Annotated in this window: 14 protein-coding genes; 2 read left to right on the plus strand and 12 right to left on the minus strand. The window is 61.2% G+C overall.

Annotated elements, in window-relative coordinates:
• Positions 1 to 157: 157 nt before the first annotated feature.
• Both QFZ88_RS08935 and QFZ88_RS08940 read right to left on the minus strand, forming a co-directional pair.
• Entirely contained in the window at positions 158 to 556 is a 399-nt protein-coding gene (locus QFZ88_RS08935) for a hypothetical protein (RefSeq protein WP_024926974.1), read from the minus strand.
• A 158-nt stretch (positions 557 to 714) separates the two neighbouring features.
• Positions 715 to 1491: a helix-turn-helix transcriptional regulator gene (locus QFZ88_RS08940; RefSeq protein WP_373426381.1), complete on the minus strand. Its 777-nt coding sequence runs from the start codon at positions 1489 to 1491 to the stop codon at positions 715 to 717.
• A gap of 536 nt (positions 1492 to 2027) precedes the next feature.
• Here QFZ88_RS08940 and QFZ88_RS08945 point away from each other — a divergent pair.
• Positions 2028 to 2999 carry a helix-turn-helix domain-containing protein gene (locus QFZ88_RS08945; protein ID WP_139116405.1) on the plus strand — a complete coding sequence of 324 codons (972 nt, stop codon included), beginning with the start codon at positions 2028 to 2030 and terminating at the stop codon, positions 2997 to 2999.
• 389 nt (positions 3000 to 3388) lie between these two features.
• On the opposite strand, the gene QFZ88_RS08950 is transcribed toward QFZ88_RS08945, so the two are convergent.
• Together QFZ88_RS08950 and QFZ88_RS08955 are read right to left on the minus strand one after the other, a co-directional pair.
• Complete coding sequence (locus QFZ88_RS08950) at positions 3389 to 4252, minus strand: class I SAM-dependent methyltransferase (RefSeq protein ID WP_024926977.1); 864 nt, start codon at positions 4250 to 4252, stop codon at positions 3389 to 3391.
• Positions 4253 to 4361: 109 nt separating this feature from the next.
• Positions 4362 to 5246, minus strand: a complete 885-nt coding sequence (locus tag QFZ88_RS08955; RefSeq protein ID WP_024926978.1) for a class I SAM-dependent methyltransferase — start codon at positions 5244 to 5246, stop codon at positions 4362 to 4364.
• Between the two features lie 266 nt (positions 5247 to 5512).
• On the opposite strand from QFZ88_RS08955, the gene QFZ88_RS08960 reads away from it, so the two are divergent.
• Positions 5513 to 6403 (plus strand): LysR family transcriptional regulator, encoded by an 891-nt coding sequence (locus tag QFZ88_RS08960; RefSeq protein WP_024926979.1) that lies wholly within the window; start codon positions 5513 to 5515, stop codon positions 6401 to 6403.
• 411 nt (positions 6404 to 6814) lie between these two features.
• On the opposite strand, the gene QFZ88_RS08965 is transcribed toward QFZ88_RS08960, so the two are convergent.
• The 8 genes from QFZ88_RS08965 to QFZ88_RS09000 form a co-directional block, all read right to left on the minus strand.
• Entirely contained in the window at positions 6815 to 7645 is an 831-nt protein-coding gene (locus QFZ88_RS08965; protein WP_051504893.1) for an ABC transporter ATP-binding protein, read from the minus strand.
• Positions 7596 to 8372, minus strand: coding sequence for an ABC transporter permease (locus QFZ88_RS08970; RefSeq protein ID WP_024926981.1), 777 nt, complete (start codon positions 8370 to 8372; stop codon positions 7596 to 7598). Before QFZ88_RS08970 ends, QFZ88_RS08965 begins: the two co-directional genes overlap by 50 nt.
• Positions 8365 to 9219: an ABC transporter permease gene (locus QFZ88_RS08975; RefSeq protein WP_024926982.1), complete on the minus strand. Its 855-nt coding sequence runs from the start codon at positions 9217 to 9219 to the stop codon at positions 8365 to 8367. Before QFZ88_RS08975 ends, QFZ88_RS08970 begins: the two co-directional genes overlap by 8 nt.
• Positions 9220 to 9233: 14 nt before the next feature.
• Positions 9234 to 10289, minus strand: coding sequence for an ABC transporter substrate-binding protein (locus QFZ88_RS08980; RefSeq protein ID WP_024926983.1), 1056 nt, complete (start codon positions 10287 to 10289; stop codon positions 9234 to 9236).
• Between the two features lie 35 nt (positions 10290 to 10324).
• The gene (locus QFZ88_RS08985) at positions 10325 to 10663 is read right to left on the minus strand and encodes a 4Fe-4S dicluster domain-containing protein (RefSeq protein WP_024926984.1); all 339 of its coding nucleotides are present in this window, start codon (positions 10661 to 10663) and stop codon (positions 10325 to 10327) included.
• Positions 10660 to 12246, minus strand: coding sequence for an FAD-binding protein (locus QFZ88_RS08990; protein ID WP_024926985.1), 1587 nt, complete (start codon positions 12244 to 12246; stop codon positions 10660 to 10662). Before QFZ88_RS08990 ends, QFZ88_RS08985 begins: the two co-directional genes overlap by 4 nt.
• Positions 12247 to 12590: 344 nt before the next feature.
• Positions 12591 to 13181, minus strand: a complete 591-nt coding sequence (locus QFZ88_RS08995; protein ID WP_024926986.1) for a hypothetical protein — start codon at positions 13179 to 13181, stop codon at positions 12591 to 12593.
• Positions 13182 to 13264: 83 nt separating this feature from the next.
• On the minus strand, positions 13265 to 15604 hold the full coding sequence (locus QFZ88_RS09000; protein WP_051512163.1) for a YadA family autotransporter adhesin: 2340 nt from the start codon (positions 15602 to 15604) through the stop codon (positions 13265 to 13267).
• Between the last annotated feature and the right edge of the window lie 209 nt (positions 15605 to 15813).

Here is a 15813-nt window from a genome sequence, read left to right on the forward strand (position 1 = left end):
TGCGGCAGAATTGCCCTGGAGTGCGGTGGGAGTTTTTTTGGTACAGCGTTACCGTCAGGCAACGGTAGAGTTCCGTGCTGTCTGGCGTTGCGCACCACGAATGATGAGCCCCGCCGGGAGCGCGACCAGGTCCTCTGAACCCATCCGGGAACAGTTTTCAGCGGACGACCAATCCGGGAGTTTCGCCTGGGTTCCGGCCGAAGAACGTCCGTACCAGATCGCAATAGGCGGGCAGCCCTTCACCGGCGATCCGCGATCCAACTTCCGCATAGCTCTCGTCGAAGTCCTTGCGGTACCGGCGCTTGATGGCGTCCAGCGTCATACCGCGAGGGTCGATCATGCGTGACATGGCCACCGGGTCAAAGGTCAGGCCGGGACAGGCTCCGTCATGGACACGCAGCAGGAAGCCAATGATTCCAGCGACATCCTCCGGCTTCGGTGGCTTGGCACGGCCTTTCTCACCTTGGACAAGCAGGAGCGCCAGTACCGATATGACGCCGAGAGTGAGGGGAATGCGAAAAAGGCCTCCGGAAATCGGGCAGGGAGCGGTCGGCAACTCAGACTTCGCTGAGGGACGAGGGCGCGCCGAATGCCTCACGGATATCGCGGGTTCCGATCTGTGTCTTGCCCTGGAGAGCGGTCGATTTGCCCTGGAGCGCAGCGATAGAAGAGCGAGCCCACAAGGTCGCGACAAGGCATGTCGAGCCGTTGGCGCTACCGCGCGGAACCCGGTGTGCAGCCGAAACGATGGCGAAAAGCACGGTTGAAATAGGAAAGACTGCTGAAGCCGCAGGAATAGGCGATCTCGCTCACCAGCAACTTGTCATGGGCTCGGCTGGACAGGACCTGCCGCGTTTTCTGCAATCGCAATTCAAGGACGTGCTCGGCAAAACTCGAGCCGGTCTCTTCCAGAAGTTCATGGACATAACGCACAGACAACCCGAGTTCCTGTGCAACCTTCCGTGCGGAGATATCGGGATTGGTGAAACCGTCCTCGATCTTGGCCAGAATTGCCTGTGATCGAGCCGCGCGCAGGCCTCGCAAGCTCGCGATCTCGGCAGCTTCACCCTTGGCGCCGATCGCAAGGCCGACCAGATCAACGACCATCTCGCTGACATGCGCAATGAGATGGGGAGCGACCAGAGGCGGGCCGAGTTCAATCATGCGGCAGTAGCGTGTGAGCAGGCCCAGCGCCTCGCTTTCAGCATCGATGCAGACCGCCAGCCGATCATCGATGTGCTTGAATGCGGCGGCGAGCACATCGCGGGGGATCACCACATTGGTCCAGAGATTTTTGTCGCCGCCGATCATCCTCGACGGCTCGGACGCCGAAACCAACGCCGCTTGGCCAGGTCCGATACTGTAGTCGCGTCCAACCTGCGTGCCGGCCAACGCCGTATCGCCCCTGTTGATGAACAGGAGATAGCCATCATGCCCATCATCGGCGACGTTCCTAGCCTGTCTCTTGGACTGCCTGATCGTGCCGGCCATCTGGCCGAGGATCAGCGGACCTATGATCGTCGCCTCGATTTCAGCCTCGAAAGGCAGATTGTCCGAAGCCCCGAATTCGACCGACCCGATTTTCGCGATGTGCATCTCCTGCCAGCGCGCGAATCTTGCCTTGCCGTCCAGATCGGAAGGCAGGTCGCGTGATGAAAATACCGTCTTGTGCAGCAACGATGAGATCCTAGTCAGACCAGACACTCATCAGCACGGTAAAGACTGAACAGATCCCGGTCTCATCAAGAGCGACAAGTTTTATAGTCAAATTCGATACTTGATCGATGTCGCGGGTATTTGAGCGTTGCCAAATGATCGCTCGTATTCCGTCGAATGCCGCTCGTCTCGCTTAAAACACCCGGTCTGCCCCATCTGCACGGGAGGGTGATAAGCCGCCAGTTGAGGTCAGCCCAGTATTTTGCGATGCTTTGACTGGCGTGTTGGCCGGGCAGCCCTTCTGGGGAGGGCCGCGAACGGATGTCGTCGCAATACGATCCGCGAGCGTGTCGGCAGCCTGTGGGGGATATGTGCAGAGGATCGTTTACAGTTCAGACGCGCTGATTGGTGATGAAACACTGCGGAAAGAGCAGTGGATTTCATCGCTCTCGTCTGGCTACGCCAATCTTCACGCCGATCCGGCCGTTGGCAGATCGTTCCAGGGAGAGCTCAGGATTGCCCGAACCTGTGATGTGGCCGTTGGCACCATCCATGGCACCGTTAAGTCGATTTCGCGGACGATCAATGACATTGCGTCTCACAACACGAACAACGTCGTGCTGCTCCTGAATGCGGGGCTGTCCCGGCTCGGCGTCGACCAATCGGGAAAGAGCGTCGAACTTGCCCCGGGAGCGTCCGTGCTCATCGAGCAGAGCGCACCGTCGATCATTCAGGTGGGCGACGGGCAATGCGGTCTCATCGCCGCACAGACCGAACGCGAGCGCGTTCGTCAGCGATGCGCTCTCTTCGAAGATCGCCTGATGACGGTTGTGGATGGCCCATCAACCGTCAATCGGCTTTTGCGCGCTTATGTCGATGTCCTGGCCGGGGAGATGGAGCCTGCGGGTCCGCCGATCACGCAGTTCGCATCTGATCATATCGCCGATCTGATCGCAGCCGCGGCCTCGGTCATAGGTCCCACTCTCGGCGACGAAAGCCCACGTTTCGGAACCTTGAGCCGCGGACGTCTGATGTTGGCGCAGCGCTACATTTCCCAGCGCCTTGACGATCCGCTCCTCAGCGATAATGACATATCCGTCCACCTGCGTGTGTCCACGAGCCAGTTGCGGAAGGACTTCGAACGCGGCGGCTCGAGCATCGCTCGCTATATCCGCGAACAAAGGCTGGAAAAAGCCAGGATGATGCTGCGAGATCCAGTCCTTCGGCGCCATCGCATTATCGATATTGCCTTCGCATGCGGATTTCAGAATCTCGTAACCTTCAACCGGGTCTTCCGGGCCGCTTACTGCATGACACCGTCCGAACTCAGAGAAGAAGACTAATCGATGCCCATCGCGGAACAGGTTCGCTGTCGACTTGGCGGCATTCAGAGTTGCTGAAACCTGGCCTGCTGGCCATCCGACCGCACGCGATTCGAACTTTTCTCGCCACCAAACATCGCCGTTTCTACGCTTGTCGCATGTCCGCTAGGGGGGCGGCAGCGGACTGTCGGCTTTCGGGAGCTGAGCATGGGGAAGCTGCCGTTCCGTTGCGCTTAGAAACAGTCTTCAGCGTTCCCGCCTCGTCGAGCGTCTGTCGGCGGCGGCGAACTCTTGGCCCTGGCCAAGTTTTCTTCGGCCGTGGCCGAGGCGGGAGTAGTAATCGCGGTGACTGGAATCGAACTTCGCGAACTTATCGTCACTTCGTTTGAAAATGCTTCAAGCGTGCCGAATCATCGCCGCGCTGCCGTCAACAGGAGTTCGTTTGGTCCCACCCATCCGTCTGTCGTTTCAAATCGGCTTAACGCCTGCTCCATATCGGCCCACGCAGCCTGAGCTTTCGCCGGCTCCAGGCGCTGCACGATTTGCGCCACCAGCCCTGCAGACGCTCTGACGAAGTCAACGTAGTCCCGAGCGGTGGGGAGCTTGAACGGCGCAGCGATTCTTGTTGTTGCGATCGCGCGCAGACCAGCTTGGCTGAAGAGATCGTCGATCAATCCCAGCTTGCCCAAGCTGAACAGCCCGCCCGGTTGATACGGATCGCGCGCAGCCAGGCCTGCATGCTGGAGTGCGATTGACATCAAAGTTGCAACACACGGGTTGTTGTCAGGCGCCGAGAAGACCATGGTGCAGACGCCACCGTCCGGCTTCAAGACGCGCTTCATTTCCCGCAGACCCTGCAACGGATCAAGGAACAGCATCAAACTCATCCGGCAGACCACTGCGTCGAATCGGGCGTCCTCGATTTGAAGATTCTCCCCATCCGAGGCGAGTATCTCGACATTCTGATGGCCCGCGGCTGCGGCTTGCCGCTTCGCGAACCGCAGAATGTCCGGCGACAAATCATTCGCGAGCACGAAGCCGCGAGGCCCTACGCGCTCAGCGATATCGAGGGTCTGGCCGCCGGCACCGGCGGCCACATCAAGCACGTGAGCGCCGGGTTTCACGTTGGCCATGCTCAACATGGCCAACGTCGCCTCTCCCAGCCAGCGCTTAATTAGAGGCGCACCGTCGTTCCAAGCCTGCTCCATCTGATTCAACTGTTGGCGCGTCGCTGTTTGCGCGGCGGGTTCGCTGGCGGAAGGTTTGGCGGCCATGACGAAGGTCCCTTTCTTCACGGTTCAATGGTGCAGCGGATCGCGGGCGTGTCGGACGCGCTGGCACAAAGCGCGATCGCGGGAACGGCGCTTGGAGTCGTCGGCAGCTCTAGTGCGGGCGCCTGCCGACGGTAAATCGTGCGAGATGTGGTGGTGTGAACGACTTGATTTCTTCAAAGCCAGCACTGTGCATTTTGCTCTCCACATCCTCGTTGCTCCAAGGATATCCGCCCGACCGCACGACCTTCAATGCAGTTAGAGCCTGTCCAAGCGGATCCGCCGGAGTGGCGAAGAGCCCAAACACCAGCCAACCACCGGGTTTCAGCGCGTTGCGGATCGTTGTCAGTGCAGTCGAAATGATTTCGGGCGGCAGGAACGGCCCCGCAAGCCAGACAAGCGTGAAGACATCGCGCTCGGAAAGATCCTCCAGCCGTTCCGCGCGAAGCTCTATTCGGCTCGCCATGCCGGTATCTGCCAGGTTTTTCCGCGCCAGACTGAGCGACGGCTCCCACGGGTCGATGCCGACAACGCGCAATGCCGGCCAGGTGCGTGCTGCCTCGATCGCAAGCCAACCGACTCCGGTTCCGACATCGAGAAAGGCACCCGGTCGCCGCAACGTATCGTTGAATTGCGGTAACTGAGGTGCCAGTTCGTCGATCACGTGGACCACGCGACGAGACATCTGCCCGTAGGATTGCAGGATGGCGGGGTCCTTGAAAGACCATCCCGGGGTGCGGCCCGGATCGTCGATCAGGTCGACGGCCTGGCGAAAGAATGCGTCGATCGACCCAAGGACCGTTGCCTGTTGATCTCCCGACAAGCCATCTAGGAGCCCTGGCTCGATGTTCTCAATGATGTCCCGCAATCGTGCGCGCACGCGAGGGTCGGCCGGTGTATCCGATTGCCGCAGTCGCAGTTCGGCACTGATGGCTGCAAGCGCCTCCATGGAGGCATTTAGACGCTGCGAAATGGTGAGCAATGACTGGAGGCTCATGGCATGCCCCAACTGGCGCGTTCGAGTTCGAGGCCCATCAGCCCCGTCGGATCAGTTCACAATTTTGATGCTGGCAGCGCGAGCAACATCTCTCCATTTGACGAGTTCTGCTTTCAAGCGCGCAGCGAACGCATCAGCCGAACCGTTGATCGGCGTGTATCCCAACCCGTTCAACCGGAAGGAAACGAGGAAACTATGCGCCAATGGCTGATCCGGGGGGAGCCGCAACATTGCGAAATGGGGCGGCAGAAGTGCATAATCGGAACATGTTCGACTGGACCGACCTCAAATACTTCCTGGCCGTTGCGCGCCACCACAGCACGATCGCGGCGGGAAAGGCGCTTGGCCTCAGTCAATCGACCGTACATCGGCGGCTCAGCGAGCTTGAGCGACGGATCGGACGGCAGTTGGTGGTGCGTCAGCCGAGCGGCTATCGGCTGACCGAGTTGGGTGAAGCCTTGCTGCCCTACGCCGAACGCGTCGAGGTTGCCGTCACCGACTTCGAGCGTCGGGTGACCGACACTGCCCTGGACCTGACTGGCGTCATTCGGGTCACATGTCCGGAGCCGATCGTTTACCGAATGACGCAATCGAAGCTAATCGACCGTTTCCACGCGCGCCATCCGAAGCTGCGGGTCGAGTTCGTGACTAGCGATCGTTATTTGGACCTGTCGAAAGGCGAAGCGGACGTCGCCTTCCGGTCAGGTGACACAGACGACGAACTGGTGGGCCGCAAGATCGCCGAATCGATCTGGGCGGTCTATGCTAGCCACGCCTATATCGAGCACCACGGCAGGCCGGAACGAATCGAGGATTTGTCTCGTCATCATCTGGTGGGATTCGACGACACGCTGAGCAACCATCGGGCGGCGAAGTGGCTCAGGGATGTTGCGCCGCAGGCCAAGATGGCGGCGCGCACCAACAGTGTCCTTGGCCTCATCTATGCGGTGAAGTCCGGTCTTGGCGTCGGGCCACTGCCGGCCGCACTGGGAGATGCAGAGCCGGATCTGGTCCGTGTGCTGGGGCCGGTTGCCGAGTTGTCACGAAGCTGGCGTCTGCTGGCGCATCCTGATCTCAGGCGAACGCCGCGCATATCCGCATTTTTCGACTTCATCATCGAAGAACGCGAGTCGATGAAATCGTTTCTGACCGGCTAGTTGCTGGCGTGACGGATGCACAATGGACCACCACGGGCAAAGAACGATTGCCAGCAACTGGCGCCCCGAGGGTGGCCCCTCGTGCTTTGCCGCAGAGCGGCGCACCATAAGAGATTCGAACGTGCGACTATTGACACCGGAGATGTCCGTTTTTGGGAAAAAATTGGACCGTACGAATAACCGAAACGACGGCTCTTAGCTGCCAATCTCCTTGCGAACTGTTGAACCGCACCGAAAGCGATCGGACAGCCACGGCAAGGCTTTAGATGATTGGACTGGGGCCGAAAGCGAACAATAGGGTTCGCAAAGGCAGGTCAAGGAAATAGATCTAGCTGACGAGGCCGGCACACACACTGTCCCAATTTCGTCAGCGAATGAAGAACATGATCACCGGCAGGCTGGCTCGACAACTCATGAACTGACCCGCGCCGATGGTTCCAAGACCAGTTCCAGGCACTGGCGCTTCAGGCTGGCCATGTGCGGATCGTCCCGCAATCGGGGCCGATCGAGGCCGACATCGATGACGGAATGGATTCGACCGGGATTGGCTTCAAGGATGATCACGCGATCGCCGAGGTAAAGGGCCTCTTCGATATCATGGGTTACGATGACGATGGAAATGTTGTTGCGATCCCAGATGCGCAGGAGCTCGTCCTGCAACCGCAACCGCAATAACGAGTCCAGGGCACCGAACGGCTCGTCCATAAGCAGGATGTTCGGCTCGGAAACGAGCGCCCGCGCAATGGCGGCGCGCTGCGCCATGCCACCGGAGAGTTGCTTGGGATAGGCGTCGATATAGTCGGACAAACCGACGAGATCGACATAATGCCGAATGCGGCCGGCCTTCTCCCTGGCCGAAAGGTCGAGCGCCTCGAGTGCCAGCCCCACATTGCCGGCAACAGTCAGCCACGGAAATAGTCGATGGTCCTGGAAGACCATCGCAACATTGCGGTTCGGACCTTTGGTTTCCTCGCCGGATACGGCGATGCGGCCAGAGTATTCTTTGTCTAAGCCTACGATCAACCGCAGGAGCGTGGACTTGCCGCAGCCGGACGCGCCAAGCACGCCGACGATTTCGCCCTTGCTGACTGCGAAGGAGACATCGCGCAGAATTTCCCTGTGGGTTCCGTTGAGATTGAATGACTTACCGACACGGCCGATCGACAAGGCGGCAGAAGGGGTGTTCACAGAGCTACTCCTTTGCCCAAGGAAACAGGACGGCAAACAACCGTTCGCAGCCATGATTGAGCGCCACGCCGCCCACGGCGAGGAAGAAGACACCGACCAGAACGATATCCATGCGAAACTGGTCGCGTGCGCTGGCGATGAAACTGCCCAATCCGCGGCCATTGCCGATCGCGTATTCAGCGCCAATCGTGCCGATCCAGGCCGAAAGCACGGCGATCCGGATGCCGACCTGAATGGTCGGCAATGCGGCTGGGAAATACAAACGCAAAAGCCGCTTGCCCAACGGCAGGCCGAGTGCCTGTGCCACTTCCTCAAGCGCTTTGGGCGTGGAGCGTATACCTCGCTCCGTCGCCAGGAATATGGGGAAGAAGGTCGACAGGGCGGTAAACACCAGCTTCGTCGTTTCGCCATTTCCGAACCAGGCTGTGAACAGCGGAATCCAGGCGAAGACGGCAATCTGGCGGGCCGTGTTGATGGTTGGCGCGATACCGAGCGAGGCGACGCGCGAGAGGCCGCATAGCGTGCCGAGGATCAGCCCAAGCAGCGCGCCCGTCACACCGCCGCCAGCGATGCGAAGGATGCTTGCGCCGAGCGAGGCCCAGACCTCACGCCCGTCGGGATCGGCGAACGGGACGCGAAGCACCTCGAGCGGGGAAACGAAGAGCGGGCTCGTGGCAACGCCACTGCCTGCGGCAATCGCCCAGGCAGCAAGCAGACCCAAGGGGAGCCAGGCTCCTTTCGGGATTGCCGCCAGGATGCGGGGAAGCGAAGCCTCAGCCATGGCGCAGATCCGGATCCGCGAAATATGCTTCAAGCCGACGCAGGAGGACGTCCAACAGGAAACCGGTGGCGCCGACGACCAGCATGCCGACAATGACGATATCGAGCTGGAACAGCGTGCGGCCCCACACCATCAGGTAACCGATGCCGTCCGTTCCCGCGAGCATCTCGACGACGATGAGCGAAACGAAAGCCTGGGCGGTCGACAGACGCAGGCCGGTGAAGAAGAACGGCACGATGGCCGGCAGCGTAAGCTTCAGGAAGCGGGTCTTGCGCGGCAATGCCAACACATCCGCCACCTCTGCCAGACGCGGCGGAATGTTGCGCACGCCTTCGGCGATGCTGATCGCCATCGGCACGAAACATGCCTTGGCGAGAATGACGATCTTCAGGGATTCATCGATGCCGAGAAGCAGGATCAGGATAGGCAGCCAACCGAGCGACGGCACGGTGGCGATCGCGCGAAAAGTCGCGCCGAGATAAGCGTCGGCACGTCGGGAAAAGCCGATCAGCAGGCCGAACAGAAATCCCAACGACGCCCCGATCGACAAGCCATGGGCGATACGGGTGAAGCTGATGGCCAGGGCCGAGCCGATTTCACCCCCGCCGACAAGGTCGAGAAAGGTCTGCAGTACCCAGGCGGGTGGCGGAAGGACCTGCGCCGAGACCCAGGCGCCATCAACGGCGGCCTGCCAGAGAAGTCCCAAGGCGACCGGCAGCGCGGACGCAACGAGTAGCCTTGCCGCGAGCCGACCGGTTCGATCGGGCAACGGCCTCAGCCAGACGGCTGTGGACGCTGGCCCTCCGAAATCGCGCGCAACGCCTGTTTTCAGATCGACCGAAGCCATCGCCCTGTACTCGACTAGTTGGTCGTGACGCCGGTGGCGTCACGCTCGGCCCAGAAACCATCCAGCTTCAAGTCCGAGATGGCCTTGTCGAGGTAAGAAGAATCGGCCCATGCGGTGAGATCGACGTCGCGGCGCGTAAGCTTCTGCTCCTTGTTGAAGGCAATGGCGCTGGCGTAACGGGCCTTGAAGAACGCATCGAGGCGTGGATTGTACTTGCCCTTGAGCAGGGTGCCTTCGTTCGATTTGGTGATCGTCGCAACTGGCGTTCCGGCCCGCGACCAGATCTGGAATGCCTCGTCGCGGTTCTTGTCGTCGGCCAGCCAGTGAGCTGCCGCGACAAAGCCGGTGACGACCTTCTGCGCAGCCTCGGGATGCGCTTGGCGGAACTTGTCGGTGACGAGGAAGGCACCAAAGCCGTCGCCCGACGGCCCGGCGCTTGATGATTTGTAGAATATCCTGGCGATGCCCTTGTCTTCGAGCGGCAGCAGGAAGTCGGCGCCGAATACGGCATCGACGCTCTTGGCAGCGATCGCGGCGAGTTGATCGGCATTCTTCAAATCGACGATCGTCACGTCCTTCTCCGACAGTCCGGCATTCTTGAGTGCCTGGATGAGTGCCCAGTGAATGATCGTCGCCTTCTGGACTGCGATGCGCTTGCCCTTGAGGTCTGTGACCGTCTTGATGTCGACGTCAGGACGCGCGGCGCCAAAAATGACTGTTCCGCCGTAAGACGCAACAAGCACCGTATCGAGCCCGTTGGACTTGCCGATGATGTTGGGCACGGCGCCGTAAGAGGCGAAGTCGAGTTGGCCGTTGGAAAGAGCTTCGTTGATCGCCGGTCCGGTGCCGGTGAAATAGGTGAACTCAACCTTGGTTTTGGTGTCCTTGAACTGATCGGCAATGAACCCCTTGGCATCCGCGATCGCCAGCAGGCCGACGCCGAACGGTTTGCCGAAGCCGAAGCCGACATCGCCGATGCGGATGACCTCCGGAGCGTCCTCGGCCTGCACCGGGACAACACTGAACAGCGCTGCCGCGGCAACCATGAGCATTGTCAGATATCGTTGCATTGGTATCTCCAGAATTTGCGAGTGGCTTCGGCCGATCAGGGAACGATCGCGCCGCTTTCGAACATCCGGTAGCTGAGGTCGGCGGCCGTGCCGTAGGGCTTGGCGTTCCGCCAGCCCATCTCGCGCCGATAACTACCGAGCACGTTGTTTGCCGCGAGGTCGGCTTCGCTGCGGTTCTCGATCGCATCGATTAGCGGCGATACGTAAAGCGCGTCCACGGGACAGAAGAGTTCGCAGAGGAAACAGGTCTGGCAATCATCCTGGCGGGCGATGACGGGAATGCCATTCTTGACGGCGTCGAACACATTGTCGGGACAAGCCGCGACACAGATATCGCATTTGATGCAGCGCTCCGCGCTGACGAGCTCGATCATGAAGCCGCCCTCACCGTCTCGTCCCGCGCAAGGTCGTAGGCGGCCCAGGGCGTATCGAGGCCGCCGCTCACGATGCGCGTCGTCAGTGCCGGATCACTCGTAGGGGCATCCGTGCGACGATGAACACCGCGGCTTTCACGGCGCAGCAACGCACTTGCCGTCACCCATCGTGCCGTGGCGATCAGCGCCTCGGCTTCGCGGATGCGGGCCGCATCATAGGCATCGCCGGGTCGACGCCAGGCATCGTCTCTCCACAGAGTCTCCAATTTGGTCGCGTTCCGGCTCAGGCTCTCTTCCGATCGGAAAAAGCCCCGGTCGAGAGGCAGTGTCTCGCCCTTGATCTGTTCGATCACCGCCTTGATGTGCGCCTTGCGGCTCCGGCCGTCGACAGTCGGCCGGGCGCGGATGGATTGGATGGGTCTCGACGCCTGATGCGGGCCGACATGCCGCGCAAAGGCGGCCGCATCCTCGCCGGCCCAGGAACCGGTTGCCAGTGCCCAGGACGCGTTCGGGCCGCCGCCCCCGCTTGTCGCGCCCGACATGCCTTCCCGGGCAGCGGCATCGCCCGCCGCGAAGAGACCGGGCACATTCGTTGCTGCGCGCTCGTCGATGACGATGCCGCCTGTACCGCGCACCGTTCCCTCGTGGCGTAATGTGATGGGGAAACGTTCGCTGAATGGATTGATGCCGGCGCGATCGAAGGGAACGAAGATGTTGGGTTGACCCTTGCGGAAACCTTCCTGCAACCGCGGCGAAACCTTGTCCAGGATCGCAAAGACCGGACCGTTCAAGAGGTGCTTCGCTACGCTCTGGCGATCCCCGGGCAGCACGATTTCGTTACCGTCGGCATCCGAGAACGTCGCCCAGAAATAGACGATGCCCTTCGTGACGCCGGAGAAACTCGGCGCGATGCCGTACTGACCTGAGAACTCCATGCTGGCCAATGTCGTGCCGGCCTCGGCTCCCATCAGGTAGCCGTCGCCAGTCAGATTGTTGGTTCCGATCGCGCCGCTGAGGAACGCACAGCCTCCCGTCGCCAGAACAACCGCGGCAGAGCGGACTTCCAGCAATCCCCGGCCATTGCGGTACCGTGCACGCACGCCGGCGACCGCGCCGTCGCGGGTCAGAAGAAGTTCTTCGGCCGGGCAATGATCGATGACACGCACGCCGGCCTTGATCAGGCGCTGGCGCATGAAGCGCAGGCAATCAGGTCCGCGCAGCATGCCGCGATAGGGCCGACCGTCTTCGTCGATTGGGAAGGCGTAGCCCCACTGCGCAAGCAGATCGAGATTCGTGCGCGCCTTATCCAGGACACTCTCGACCAAGGGGCGGCGAACCAGGCCGAGACCGCGATTGATGCGCTGGTTGACCGTAAACTCGCGTTCCGCAGTGCCGCGGACCGTGTCTATGGTGGTATTGTTGCCGGCGGCCATCGCGCCACTGGTGCCAACGTAGCCCTTGTCGATGAGGATGACCGACGCACCGCTGGCGCGCGCATTCCACGCTGCCCAGCAGCCAGCAGGACCCCCGCCGACGACAATAACGTCCGCTGGCGCCGTTTCAATAAGGACGGCTTGCGCCATGATTTCACCCGCAAATTACCGATGCGAGTAAATCTATAAATTTGCTATATATTATCGAGGAAACTCATGCTCAATCTGAGCACGAAAGCGGTATTGATGCCTCGCATTCACGGGCAAAAAGGGTGAATGGCGTGCTGCGCTGCCGATGACGCGCGCTATGTCTATCCCTCCCCGTCTCTACTATCACCACCGGCGGCACGCCTCGACAGCCTTCACGCTGTTTGAGGATGCGCTATGCTTTCGAGGGTGAACCAGTAGGGATGGAAAACGTCCTCGGGCACGATATTCATAGAGATCAGCGCTGCACGGTCACAGCGACGACGCCGGGAGAGTTGGAGCGGAAGCTACGGTTGTGTTGGCTGCGGCGGTTTTTTCGTAGACGGCAGCCGTTGTGATTTCGCTGGCGCTTTAGGCGGCATAGGTTGCACGGCAGGTGAGGGTTCCGGCGGTGTCGGTCCGGATTGGCCCAGATTGAGAGAAATTCCAAAGAGCTTCCAGCGGCCGGCGTCCGGCGCGAACAAGAGTTCGAAATTCACTTGCAGCGGAACCGAGGGGAAAGAACCGGCCATATGCATCAGGCCGTTGGTTTCGATCTGCGGTAGCAGCGAAAGTTGCGGCTCCAACACAGCAACGCCCGAAAGATCGAAATTCCGGCCACGCAGGTCGGCAAATACCTCGGACAGGCGAGCGGCCGTGTTGGCTTGCTGGAAACCGGGTGAGCCGAGATCGCGCAGTACCGTATAGTTGCCGGTTTGATTGGCGTGTTGCAGGGCGAGAATTGTCGATCGCACCAAAGTGAGAACGCCGTTGCGATCGATCTGCGCCGGCTGCGGGCCTTTTTTGTCGTCCGGTTTACTTTGCGCGGATCCGGGTTGTGACGTCAGACACAGAACAAGAGCAAGCGAGACGGCCTGGAAAAAACGAGGTGTCAGCATGGACAATGAAGATCCCGCAGGCGTTGCGATGTCGGCCCCTCGATTGTCAGACTATCGAGCATGGCCATCTCATGAGGATTGAATCAGAATTCGCCCTGTGCACCGACCCGTATGCCGTGGTTGTTGCCGCCGCCCCAGGAATAACCGGCCGTCAACGCTATTGGCACGGTGGTGTCGAGACGATACGCGAAGGAGCCGCCGATCGCGCTTTCTCCCCTGAAGTTGGCGTAGTTCATGGCCCATGTTGTCTTGCCGGGAAGAGAGGGCATCGGCGCTGTCGTCATCGCCATTGCGGCGGCGACGCCACGGCGTCCCTCCCGACGCAATTCGCGCAAGCCCGCGTCGAGGCTGCCGACGCGGCCCTCCAGCGAACCGACACGGCCTTCCAGTGATCCCACCCGTCCGTCGAGTGCCGCGACCGAGGCGGGATCGAATGTCGACGTTCCGAGATTGCCGGCGCTGTCCGCTGTCACGAAGCGCAACGGCCCCGATTGCGCCACGTTGCTCTCGCCCGATGAAACACCTGCAAGCGTGTAGGTGTTGGCGCCTGTGCCAACCATGATTTGATTGGCGCGTGTCGTCTTCGCACCGTTGCCGATCGCGGTCGCATTGCCATGCGTCGAATGGGCCGAAGGCCCGATCGCGGTTGAGTTCGCGCCGCTCGCTTCCGAGAGTGAGCCGATCGCCACAGCACTAAAATTGCTGGCGCGCGCGCCGGAACCGATCGAAATGGCGTCATCGGCTGCCATGCTCGATCCCGCGTTGTCGCCGATCGCGATGTTGCGCGAGCCGGTGACATTCCGGCCGGCATTGTCGCCGAGGGCGGTATTCGACGAGCCGGAAACACTCTGGCCGGCATTGTTGCCAAAGGCTGAATTGCGCGAACCGGTGACATTCTGGCCGGCGATCGAGCCGCTGGCGATGTTCTTGTCGCCGGTGACCTGCGTGCCTGCCAGGATTCCGGTGGCGGCATTGTAGTTGCCGGTGACGCGCTGCCCGGCATTGTCGCCATAGGCTGAATTCGATGCGCCGTTAACGTCCTGACCGGCGAACGTGCCGCTGGCGAGATTGTCGTTGCCAGTGACGCGCTGACCAGCGCTGTAGCCAGAGGCTGAATTCGACGAACCGTTGACGTTCTGGCCTGCGGAGATGCCGCTGGCGATGTTGCGGTTGCCGGTGACGTGCTGACCGGCGCTGTCGCCATAGGCGGAATTCGACGAACCGTCGACGTCTTGGCCGGCGGCGATACCGCTGGCGATATTGCGGTCGCCAGTGACGTTCTGACCCGCGCTGTCGCCATAGGCGGCGTTCGAGGAGCCGTTGACTGTCAGGCCAGCGGCAACGCCGCTGGCCGTGTTGCGATCGCCGGTGACATTCCGGCCCGCGCCGTCGCCATAGGCCGCATTGGAGGTTCCGCTAACAGTCTGACCGGCGGCGATACCGCTGGCCGTGTTGCGATCGCCGGTGACGCCGAGGCCCGCGAACGCGCCGCTGGCCGTATTGTAACTGCCGGTGACGCTCTGGCCCGCGCTGTCGCCATAGGCGACGTTCGAGGATCCTCTGACATCCTCGCCCGCGTTGTAGCCGTTGGCCGTATTGAAACCGCCGGTGACGCGCTGGCCCGCGAACGCGCCGCTGGCCGTATTGTAACTGCCGGTGACGGTTCGGCCCGCGCTGTCGCCATAGGCCACGTTTGAGGCGCCGCTAACGTTCTGGCCTGCGGCGGCGCCGCTGGCCGTATTGCTGTCGCCGGTGACGTGCTGGCCTGCTTCCTTGCCATTAGCCGTATTGTTGCTGCCGATGACATTCTGACCCGCGCTGTCGCCGTAGGCCGCGTTCGAGGAGCCGCTGACATTCTGGCCAGCATTGAAGCCGCTTGCCGTGTTGAAATAGCCGGTGACATTCTGGCCCGCGCTGTCGCCGTAGGCCGCGTTCGAGGAGCCGCTGACATTCTGGCCAGCATTGAAGCCGTTGGCGGTATTGTACGAGCCGGTGACGCGCTGGCCCGCAGCGTTACCAAAGGCCGAATTGTACGAGCCGGTGACATTCTGGCCAGCGGCCGAACCGCTGCCGGTGTTGTAGTTGCCGACGACGAACTGGCTGGCGCTGTCGCCAAAGGCTGAATTCGAATTGCCGTTGATGTTCTGACCGGCGTCCGCACCGATAGCAGTATTATTGTTGCCGGTGACGAGCTGGCCGGAAAAGACACCAAAGGCTGAATTGCGGCTGCCGGACCCACTTAAACCGGCGTTTGGACCAACACTTGTCGAAAATCCACCGTTCGCTTGCGCGCCGGTGCCGCAAGCCATGCTGCCCGGGCTAGTGGTGCTCGCGCCGTCGGCGCCGCCGGGAGTCGTGCTGTCGCAGATGAATTGTGCCGCGGCGGGCGCGGGCGCCAGTGTCAGGAGAGTAAGCAGCGACACCGCCGTGACGGAAGGGACATAAGGCCGACCGCCGAGTCTTGTGCGCCGGCTCCAAGCCAGAAGGCCCGGAGGCGCCAGCTTGCTCCAATTCTGGTGAGATAGGCGTCCAGTTGGCTGGACGTCCGCATCATTCCATTTTCGCTTGAAGACGTGTGTCATCCCTCAGTTCCGTCAGCGAGGTCACAGAGCCTCATTGGCTGAACGCCAAG

The sequence above is a fragment of the Mesorhizobium sp. YL-MeA3-2017 genome, from assembly GCF_030814575.1.
Lineage (GTDB): Bacteria > Pseudomonadota > Alphaproteobacteria > Rhizobiales > Rhizobiaceae > Mesorhizobium > Mesorhizobium terrae.